This is a genomic window from cf. Phormidesmis sp. LEGE 11477, from assembly GCF_015207105.1.
Taxonomy (GTDB): Bacteria; Cyanobacteriota; Cyanobacteriia; order Phormidesmidales; family Phormidesmidaceae; genus Phormidesmis.
The window spans coordinates 1-7,986 of the sequence record NZ_JADEXO010000182.1 but is presented as its reverse complement, the minus strand read 5'-3'; the positions used below and the strand labels follow the sequence as shown (position 1 = coordinate 7,986).

At 48.1% G+C, this 7,986-nt stretch carries 7 protein-coding genes and 1 pseudogene; 4 read left to right on the top strand and 4 right to left on the bottom strand.

The genetic code is table 11. From position 1 onward, the window contains the following. A partial coding sequence (locus IQ256_RS30595; protein WP_193855553.1) for a transposase occupies positions 1 to 99 on the top strand: 99 nt, incomplete at its 5' end. Positions 100 to 412: 313 nt separating this feature from the next. On the opposite strand, the pseudogene IQ256_RS27690 reads toward IQ256_RS30595, so the two are convergent. After that, positions 413 to 520, bottom strand: a pseudogene (locus IQ256_RS27690) (transposase); the annotation flags it as partial. Between the two features lie 25 nt (positions 521 to 545). Here IQ256_RS27690 and IQ256_RS27685 point away from each other — a divergent pair. After that, complete coding sequence (locus IQ256_RS27685) at positions 546 to 749, top strand: hypothetical protein (RefSeq protein ID WP_193858919.1); 204 nt, start codon at positions 546 to 548, stop codon at positions 747 to 749. 18 nt (positions 750 to 767) lie between these two features. Here the strand turns inward: IQ256_RS27685 and IQ256_RS27680 are convergent, their stop codons facing one another. After that, a complete protein-coding gene (locus tag IQ256_RS27680; RefSeq protein WP_193858918.1) occupies positions 768 to 1,976 on the bottom strand; it encodes an RNA-guided endonuclease TnpB family protein in 1,209 nt (402 codons plus the stop codon). A 367-nt stretch (positions 1,977 to 2,343) separates the two neighbouring features. Between IQ256_RS27680 and IQ256_RS27675 the strand changes: the two genes are divergently transcribed. Further along, positions 2,344 to 3,156, top strand: a complete 813-nt coding sequence (locus tag IQ256_RS27675) for a hypothetical protein (RefSeq protein WP_193858917.1) — start codon at positions 2,344 to 2,346, stop codon at positions 3,154 to 3,156. A gap of 198 nt (positions 3,157 to 3,354) precedes the next feature. On the opposite strand, the gene IQ256_RS27670 is transcribed toward IQ256_RS27675, so the two are convergent. Both IQ256_RS27670 and IQ256_RS27665 read right to left on the bottom strand, forming a co-directional pair. Further along, positions 3,355 to 5,280, bottom strand: a complete 1,926-nt coding sequence (locus IQ256_RS27670; RefSeq protein WP_193858916.1) for a DEAD/DEAH box helicase — start codon at positions 5,278 to 5,280, stop codon at positions 3,355 to 3,357. A gap of 174 nt (positions 5,281 to 5,454) precedes the next feature. Then, positions 5,455 to 6,438: a hypothetical protein gene (locus IQ256_RS27665; RefSeq protein ID WP_193858915.1), complete on the bottom strand. Its 984-nt coding sequence runs from the start codon at positions 6,436 to 6,438 to the stop codon at positions 5,455 to 5,457. 209 nt (positions 6,439 to 6,647) lie between these two features. Here IQ256_RS27665 and IQ256_RS27660 point away from each other — a divergent pair, with 209 nt between their 5' ends. Beyond that, on the top strand, positions 6,648 to 7,169 hold the full coding sequence (locus tag IQ256_RS27660; RefSeq protein WP_193858914.1) for a hypothetical protein: 522 nt from the start codon (positions 6,648 to 6,650) through the stop codon (positions 7,167 to 7,169). Positions 7,170 to 7,986 lie beyond the last annotated feature (817 nt).

The following is a 7,986-nucleotide window of genomic DNA, read 5'->3' as shown; positions in this document are numbered from 1 at the left end:
AAAGTGCTGTGGACTAGTGGTTACTTTATAGCGAGTTGTGGTGGGGTAACCGTTGACGAGCTCAAAGCTTACGTCCAAAATCAGGACAGACCTGATTAGACTGTTCGCTATCACTCACCTGGCTTTCTTCCCACGCTAAGGACAAGCCTGTAGCGTGGGAATTCCCGCCGATCTAGTTAAAGGGAAAATGATGCGTCGGATAGGGGGTAGCGCATCACCCTTAAGCCCTTGCTATGAGCTGGCTGTAGAGATTTTGAGTCGATTAGCGCATCACCTCGCAAAAGGCGTTATGAGACGATTTAGGCAACTACGCTGCATCTAGCGATCACCCTCTACCAAAGATCGGCTGGTGCTCCGCTCATAGCCGAAGGCTTATGGGGTGGTGAAAGCCAGATGAATGCTAGCGAACAATTTAATCAATCTCTGCCTGTTGCTGGATGTACTGTTTAAGAACAGAAATTGGCGCACCGCCACAAGACAGAATGCAATACGAACGACTCCACAATACAGGCTTGCCCCAGTAGACTGCGCCTAGTTAAGAGTTTGTGAAACAAGAATCTCTGCCTATAGCCGAAGGCTTAGGGAGAGAGCGTCAAAGCCTCCACCTAGCTACCTACTTTAGTGGTCAAGACAAGGTATTGCTAATCGACGGTGATCCTAATCGGACCGCGATCGCGTGGAGCGAGAGAGGTCAATTGCCTTTTGATGTTGTAGACGAACGCAAAGCGTTGACATGCTCCCCTCGCTGAAGCAAGGGGATTCTTCGGCTAGAAGCGCAGGGTTAACTGTACTTCGCACGGCTGGCTAAACGCATCAACGGACTGAGCTAGCAAGCTAGTCTTACCTGTCCTCCGACGTTCGTTTATAGTCTCGGATTGCCCACCCGCGACTCTTATATTCTTTGCGGCATTCACATCCCGGTCATGGAGGGAACCGCAGTTGAGACATTGCCACTCACGAATTGAAAGCTTCTTTCTGCCTGCCCTGTGTCCGCAACAGGAACAAGTTTGGCTAGTCGGCTCCCAGCGATTAATTACCGCAATATCACGACCATACATTTCAGCTTTTGCTTCAAGCATGGTTCTAAACTGTCGCCAGCCTAGATCGCTGATGGCCTTAGCTAGACTTCGATTCTTCACCATTCCTGACACATTCAGATCTTCGATTGATATTGATTGGTTCTCTCTAATCAATCGAGTGCTCAGCTTATGCAAGAAATCTGTGCGGACATCTTTGATGCGGGCATGGAGCTTAGCTACTTTCAGCTTTGCCTTTGCGCGTCTGTTGCTGCTCTTTTCGCAACGGCTTAGCGCCTTCTGTAGCCTAGCGAGCTTTTTAAGACTGCGCTTCAACGGTTTGGGCGCTTCAACCTTCGTACCATTGTCCAGCGTTGCAAAGGTTGAGATGCCTAAATCTATGCCAATAGCTTTGTCATTCCACGGCAATAGTTCAGGTTCTACATCTACAACAAAGCTGGCAAAGTATCGGCCTGATGCATCCCTAGTCACCGTCACAGTAGACGGCTCAGACGGTAGCTTACGGCTCCACTGCACTTTGATAGAGCCTATCTTCGCTAGGTACAGCTTTGAACCTACCTTAAACCCACGCTGCGTGAATTCTGCTGACTGTGCCGACTTGCGAGACTTGAACCGTGGATGTCGCACTTTCGGTCCTTTTCGCTTGCCTGTAACAGAGTTGAAGAAGTTGCGAAAAGCAACATCTAAAGCTCTAACAGACTGCTGCAACGGGACAACCGATACGTCAGCTAGCCAACTGCGCTCTACAGTCCGCTTTGCTTCGGTAATCATCTGCTTGGCTAGAACTGCGAATCCTGGATACTTCTCTCTCTGTCTGTACAACCGCTGGCATTCTGCCAATGCGTCATTCCAAACAACGCGGCTACAGCCAAACATCTGAGCAAGTCGTATGACCTGCCCTTCGTTTGGATAAATCCTGTAGCGATACCGTTGTTTCATTGTTCTATTTTACCATTCTCTAAGAGGCTAAAACTGTTGATGCATAAAGATTACAGCAAGATTGGCAGCATAGCTGCCCTCCTATCCATCCCCGTGCTGAAGCACCGGGTTTCTCGGAGGTTCCGATGACCAGAAAAGCACCAAGCCAGATAACCATCAAGCCGTCAAACCAGAAACAATCAAAGAAGCAGAACCAGAAAGCCAGAAAGACGCTAAGCCAGAGAAGATGGTGAATGTAGGTGCCAAGGTGCCTCTGTCGCATCGCAACCATTGGGCGGCTGAGGCAAAACGCAACGGTCGGTCCATGACGGAAGTGATCATATCGGCATTGACTGATGCCTTCGGTCTGCCGCCTGAGGAGTAGATTATGGCAGAGAATAATGCTGCGATCCAGACTGGCTCGTTAATCACGGTTACCTACGAAGATAGAGAATTTGAAGCTATCGTAATCGATCCAAACGGGCTAGGCGACGGTGAACCTTCCATAGGCTTTGGATTTCGCATGGCTTCTAGACACATTGGAATCCCCCAACAGACGCTTACCAATAGGGTGACCCAAATAGAAGGGGTGGAAGCTCTGAAAGTACCATCTGGCAAGGTCTTCAGGGTGACCCAAATCCGTGCCACAGATGGCAATGATTACAAGGTCATCGAAGTTGCTGATTGGTTTGATCTAAGCATGGATATCCTACTCAACCCTGGGAAAATTCGTAAACCCGCCCGAGAAAATATTGGAGCCTTCCTTCGCTGGTTTGCAATCAAAGGCTTCTACGCCGAGGCTAACGTTGCTCTCAAAGGTGTCTACAGCGGAAAGTCGAGCCGAGCGACGACCCGCTGGCTGATTCAGCGTCAGTCGGGAAAGCCAGTTCGCAAAACCTACACTGACTTACTCTTAGAGTTGAATGTTCACTCGACTGCGTATGGTAAGTGGACAAACGAGGTGTACAAAGGACTGTTCGGTATGCCAGCGGTGGAAATGAAGCAGCGCTGGTTACTGATGTCGGGCGATCCAAAGATAGCGAGAAACTACATCTCAGAAGAGGAAGGTATAGCGGCAGTAAAGTACTGCGAAGATATGGTGGTGCGGATGTATATCGACAATCTAGAAGAAGCGCATCGGGAAGCGATCGCGCTGACGGTCCGAAAGTACAAGCTGCATCCTCAATTCTCTAATCATTGATAGCGTACGTTCAGAGATAGAAGGGCATGAATTCCAATTCCGATGAAGGCAAAGAGACTGAGATATTTACTCGTCAGGAATGAGCATTGATCCCGTTTTCGGTATATTCGCGTTTTATGTAGAATTTGAAATTCTATTGTTGTGAGCTTTATTTATGTAGAGTGATCGCCGTCTGTTCATGCTAATACTGCGGTGTTGCTAGTACCCAGTGAAGGGGATCTCTAGCAGTTTTGGGTTGAGGCAGTAGCTATTGGAATGCTTGGTTTGAGCCAGATTGAACGCAACTAGCCGCCTCAGATCAGGTCCGATGCTTCTAGCTATGCTCTCTTTATATTTGGTGAGCGCGATCAAGGGCTTACGCTCTAGCCATTCTGGATAGCCGTGTAGCAATCCTTGCAAAAGCTCTGATTCTCGGGTAGTTAACACTTCAGACCATAGGCGAATGATGTCTGTACCGCTGATCAATGCTCGCGGGAGGTCATTGCCTAAAACAGCTACCCCTTTTTCTGTGATAGATACCTGTTCAGGACTATCGACGATGAGATACCCCGTCATCGCAACTGATGCTAAGCAGTCGTAAAAGTGCATCTTATCATGTCCAAAGAGCGCTTCTAGCTGTGATTGACTTATTGCTGCTTTACGATGTTTGGCGAGAATCGTGAGCAATTTCGTTTCTGATTCTGTTAGAGAGCTATCGGTAGCTTGTACAGTCGGCAAACTCTCTACCTGTTTGTACTCTTCCATCAAGAGACTAGACGCTACCTGCTCAAAACAGCTCTTTGCCTGTTGGAGACTGTTTTGGGCGGTATCAAGAGCAGCAAAACCTTCTTGTAGCAAGGCCAGTAGGTTAGCTTCTGGTGCTATCTGCAACGGATTGAGCGTTTCACCTCGCTCAGCGATCGCATGACCAGGCTCCAAGGCACCAAAAACTTCTTTGACGCTGCCCACCGTTGATATCTCTGTGGTTTTGGTAAGAGTGTGGTAGCGCTCTTCAGCAATCGACTCAGCATATCTTAGTAGTACCGGATGCTGGGGAATGTAGAGATAGGCATCTTGACTCATAAAGGAATGATGTGTCCGCACTAGTCGGCCTATTACCTGCCTGAAGAAAAGCTCGGTAAGAATATTCGAGGCATAGACCCCAACGCGCAGCCGGGGAATATCGACGCCTTCTGAGATCATCTTCACCGCGACTATCCACTTTTGCTGCCCATAAGCAAAGTCGCTGATAACTTTGTTGGACTTTGCAATATCTGAAAGTGCGATCTCTGGATAGAGACCGCTCACCTGCTCGACTATCTGCGCGACATCGCGAGCGTGGGCTTGGCTTTTCGCGATGATGAGCCCCCCTGCGGTTGCATCTTGTTCTCTAATTTGGTCTAGATGAGTATCAGCAGCCCGGATGACTTCACTCAGCCAAGTTTTGCTTGCAATCGCTGTGTTCAGCTGACGTGCAAGACGGCGATCGCTTGCTGCTTCACCAAAGGCGATCGCATCTTTTTGTTTGCCAAATTGCCACTCGGCCTTCCCCCCAAAGGTTGGGAAGTAGATTGGGCCGACGATTCGATCTTTTAGACCGCTGGCGTATGAATACTCGAAGTCTGGTGCCAGGGTACCTGCTTCGTCGTAGGTAACGAACGGGATTGTGCCTTCATCATGCCGAAACAGCGTACCGCTGAGCAATAGCATTCTATGAACGTACTTCAGCAAGTCTTTCGTTCCTGTTCCCCATGCCTTCGACGCCGCTAGATGGTGCGGTTCATCGAGAATAGCGAGCGATCGCCGTCTACCTCGTATTGCCTGGTTAGCAGCGCTGACAAAGTTTGAGTCGATCAGCTGCTGATAGGAGAAGACATACCCGTCTGCTGACCGATAAGGACTAATAGCCAGAGACAGGCCAATAGTCGCAGCGGCAGCTATCCACTGCTGGCGAATTTGCTTGGTATGGCACAGTGCGATTAGCTGTTTGACTTCGCCTGATTTCAGTAGCGAGATAGCAACAGCCAATCCGTACTGTGTTTTGCCGCTAGCTGGGGTTGCGTGGCAAGTGTAGATTCGCCGCTCAGCGCGAAGGTAGCCCGCTAATGCTTGCTGTTGCCATTCTCTCAACGGCAGTGTACTCATGTTTCGCTTTTGCTTTGAGGTTAGTCCAAGTCTGATACTCACAATAGACCACTGGCCGACTCTTTAATAGAATGTAGAGCAGCAGCCGTCGCGGAGGGAAGTTGAGCCTCAAAATTCTTATTCCCTTTCTTGCTGCTACCATCCGCTGCTGCATCTAGCGGATTGCCTCCTTTTTTAGATCTGGCTCTGCTCTAGAGCCCAGTAGCTCAACAGCGGCACAGTAATTTTCCACTCACCTTTATCGTTGGCCACGATAACATCTCGTCGTTTCAGGATCTCTAATTCTTTCCCGATCGCGGTCACTGAGAGCTCATTTTGCAGATGAACGGTCGACCTCGCTTGCCCCTTTGCCAAAGTTGTAAGGATCTCATGCTGAATAGGACCATCTTTTTGCGCCTGATTCCAGACCCCAGTGAAGTAGTAACGACACAAGGACAAGAAGTTACCTCTATTAACTATTGCTGTCAGGTCTTGGGAGGTGAAACTATAGTCATTGATATGGTCTCCTTCGCCTCGGTTGCGTTTGTAGAAAGACACAAGCTCAAAGCCGATCCGCTCAACAAGATATGGTTGACCTGCGGTTAGCCGATGAATCTCGGCGGATGTCTCCGGCAAACATCCAAGCTTAAGCTCCTCGTCGAGATCGGCCAGAAGTGCAGCTGTTTCGTCCTGGCTTAAGAAGCCAACATGAATCGGCAGAAAACTATCAGAGAGGTGGTGAAAAAAATTATCTGATAGTTCTTCTGATAGTTCTTCCAAAGAATGCAGTCCAGAAAAGACAAAAGCGATATTGGGGAATTCCTGAATGATTTCTTTCAATAAGTTAAGAAAGTCCTCGCTGAGAATGCCAGTGGCGCTCAGCTCTCCTAGCTTTTCAAATTCGTCTAGTGCAATAACTAGCCCTTGCTCAGGCTTTAGCTGCTTGCTGATGGATTGAACGAAGCCTCGAAAAGCGACTAATGGTGAACTCAGAAGAACTTCGTCGTCAGGCGGCGAAACAGAAAGGGCCTCGCTGATAGAATCACTGAGGGCAATCATGACTTCGCCTTCCCCTGCTTCTTGGGAAACTGCGCCCAAGCTGAATAGATTGAGATAAGCAACTCGAATAGTTTTATCTAGGTATCCCGAGGTATTTGTGAGTATGTCTGTCTTCCCCATCCCCCGGTGTCCATAGAGCGATACGGACTGGATTGGGCCGCTTCCCTGCCATAGCTCTTGGAGTTGTACTACCGCCTTGCGATTGATAAGCTACGAACTAGCCATGTGAATTAGACTGACGTCATAATGAGTGAAAGCAGTTGCTGTTCTATGATACTAGTTGTGTCTTATCTATTCCACAGCGAATGTAAATATAGACTCGTATTAACATGAACGCGCTAACTATAGAACAACTCGAAGTCTTTGTGATTGGATCTCTGAATGACCAAGGCTTGACCTGGCGCAACACAGAGCAGGCATTAGCTTGGCATGGAACAACGATAAGAACAGTTGAAGCGTTAGGAGAGGCGATCACATCCTATGAAGCATCAGATCAGGATTCAGCAGTACAGCTCCACAATATCGAAGCAAAGGCTGTTGAAGTGCTGGCAAGCATAATTGTTCAACTAGCAATTCACAAAGGGACCACACTCAATCTAAGCAAATCTGCTGGCTACTATTTGAGTGGAAATTATACAGACTCTAGGGAAGATGTTTTGGAGTGGCTGGGTGATTCGATAGCGAGGAACGGTGGCAATACAGTCGATCTGCTCAGAGACCTAGCTGGCTGTTTGATTCGCGATGTTTCCTTATACGGGCTTACTCTTGAAGGCTGTCTTAGAGCCGTATTGAAGGAGAGAAAGAGGAATCGACTGCAATTGCTTATCTATCATATGCGGGCGCGGCGTTAGCGATCTTGATAGGAATCCTCTGCATTCCATCTTTTCCGAGTGTATATAGGCTTCTAGTGTATTTTATTTTGATGATGGGGGCGATGTTGCTCATCTATTTTCAGATAGTCCCGACTGTGGTTTCATTCGCAATCTTCTTGGCAGCAGCGGCTGTCCCTATATACTGCGAGAGAAATGTCGATATACTTCCCGGAATTATCCGCCAGCTAAACGAAATGGAGGAGGAGCATAGTGACAGGCAATAAATTACCACAGTCTAGGCTATGGCCGACGACGAGCAGAGTGGGGAAAAGCAAGACAGCAGGACAGAGATGAGTAGTGATTTTGTTTTCATTTGCTCACATTGGCTTGCTCTATTTTCTCGATCCAAGTATCGAAATCTGCTGAATGTTTCTCTGATAGAGGCAGCAGGACAAAGAAAGCAAAAGACCACAGAGCGGCTCCAAACACACCAATCCAGAGAACAGCTCGTTTAGCAGATCGAGCTGTTCTCTGAAGTTCTGGAGGGGAAGGCAGTTCATCGACCAAGAATATGCGATACGCGCATCCAGCAATGTCTGTTTTTTCTATGAGAACAATCTAGAACGGTTGCTTCGTATTCTATATAGAATCTGAAATTATCAGATCAACCCAAATCTAAGCAAGACGCTAGATTGCAATACAGTGGTGACGCACTCCCACCACTAAACTTGATCGGTTATAGCGGGGGCTTCTTTAGAAGCTAGAGTGTTGTTGCCGTCCCGAAAGATAGACAAGATTTGCTTCGTGGTACTATCGGTCATATCGCCAGATATGATTATCTTCCCACTACGCCGTT